This window comes from Roseomonas sp. GC11 (assembly GCF_024437745.1).
Lineage (GTDB): Bacteria > Pseudomonadota > Alphaproteobacteria > Acetobacterales > Acetobacteraceae > Pseudoroseomonas.
Map to the genome: position 1 here is coordinate 1 of NZ_JANFNY010000005.1, position 1,760 is coordinate 1,760.

Below are 1,760 nucleotides of genomic sequence, written 5' to 3' on the forward strand. Positions count from 1 at the left end.
GCCGGGGGATGAGGCCGCCGCCGCCGCCGTGGCGGCGCACCAGGCGCGGCTGACCAAGCCGCCCGGCAGCCTCGGCCGGCTGGAGGAGCTCGCCGCCTGGATGGCGCGCTGGCAGCGCCGCGCCGCGCCGCGGCTGGAGCGCGTGCAGGTGCTGGTCTTCGCCGGCAATCACGGGGTGGCGGCGCGCGGCGTCTCGCCCTACCCGGCCAGCGTCACGGCGCAGATGGTGGGCAATTTCTCGGCCGGCGGCGCCGCCATCAACCAGCTCTGCCGGGTGGCGGGGGCGACGCTGCGCGTCGTGCCGCTGCATCTCGACACCCCCACCGCCGATTTCACCGAGGCCCCGGCGCTGAGCGGGGAGGAGTTCCTCGATGCCCTGCGCATGGGCGCCGCCGCCATCCCGGAGGGGGTGGACCTGCTGGCGCTGGGCGAGATGGGCATCGGCAACACCACCGCCGGCGCCGCGCTCTGCGCCGCGCTGTTCGGCGGCACGGGGGTGGCCTGGGCCGGGCGCGGCACGGGGGTGGATACGGCGGGGCTGGCGCGCAAGCAGGCGGTGATCGATGCCGCCCTGGCCCGCCACCCGGAGGCGCGGCAGGACCCGCTGGAGGCCGCCCGGCGCCTGGGCGGGCATGAGCTGGCGGCGATCCTGGGCGCCGCGCTGGCGGCGCGGCTGCGCGGCATTCCGGTGCTGCTGGATGGCTTCACCACCTGCGCCGCCGCCGCGCCGCTGGCGCTGCTGGCTCCTGGCGGGCTGGACCATGCGGCGGTGGGGCATTGCTCGGCCGAGGCCGGCCACCGCCGCCTGCTGGCCGCGCTGGGGCAGGAGGCGCTGCTGGAGATGGGCATGCGGCTGGGCGAGGCCTCGGGCGCGGCGCTGGCCATTCCGCTGCTGCGGGCGGCGCTGGCCTGCCACAGCGGCATGGCCACCTTCGATTCCGCCGGCATTTCCGGCCCCGCCTGATGCTGCGCGCCCGGCTGGAGGAGATCGCCGCCGCCTTCGGGCTGCTGACGCGGCTGCCGCTCGGCGCCCTGCCCTTCCCGGCGGAGGCGGCGGGCCATGCGCGGGCGGCCTGGGCCTATCCGCTGGCCGGGGCGGCGCTGGGGGCGATCGGCGGCGGGGTGCAGGCGGGGCTGGTGGCGGCGGGGGTGGCGCCCGGGCTGGCTGCGCCCTGGGCCATCGCCGCGCTGCTGCTGGCCTCCGGCGCGCTGCATGAGGACGGGCTGGCCGATACGGCGGACGGGCTGGGCGGTGGGCGCGACCGCGCGCGCAAGCTGGCCATCATGCGGGACAGCCGCATCGGCAGCTTCGGCGCGCTGGCGCTGGTTCTGGCGCTGGCCACGCGCGGCCTGGCCCTGGCCGGGGCGGAGCACCCGGTGGCGCTGATGGCGGGGGCCGGGGCGCTGGGGCGGGTGGCACTGCTGCTGCCGCTCGGCCTGCTGCCGCCGGCGCGGACGGACGGGCTGGCGGCGGGGCTGGGCCGGCCGCCGAAGGGGGCGCTGCTGGCGGGCGGCGTGCTGGGCCTCGCGCTGGGCGGGCTGCTGCTGCCGCCGCTGGCGCTGGCGGCGGCGCTGGCGGTGGGCGGGGCAATGGCCTGGATCGCCCGGCGGCAACTCGGCGGCCAGACCGGCGATATCCTGGGCGCCACGGCGCTGATCGCGGAATGCGCCAGCCTGACGCTGGGCGCCTGAGGCTTGAGAGGGGCTTTGCCCCTCTCAAACTCTCCCCACCAAAGGCCTGAGGCCTTTGGAAACCCATC

At 78.3% G+C, this 1,760-nt stretch carries 2 protein-coding genes; both read left to right on the top strand.

Annotation, left to right across the window (positions count from 1 at the left end; all coding sequences use genetic code 11):
* Window positions 1-964 (top strand): nicotinate-nucleotide--dimethylbenzimidazole phosphoribosyltransferase (gene cobT / locus NON00_RS02625; RefSeq protein WP_256017395.1); only part of this gene is annotated, 964 nt, incomplete at its 5' end.
* Complete coding sequence (locus NON00_RS02630) at window positions 964-1,692, top strand: adenosylcobinamide-GDP ribazoletransferase (protein WP_256017396.1); 729 nt, start codon at window positions 964-966, stop codon at window positions 1,690-1,692. The genes cobT and NON00_RS02630, both read left to right, overlap by 1 nt.
* The last annotated feature ends 68 nt before the right edge of the window (window positions 1,693-1,760 follow it).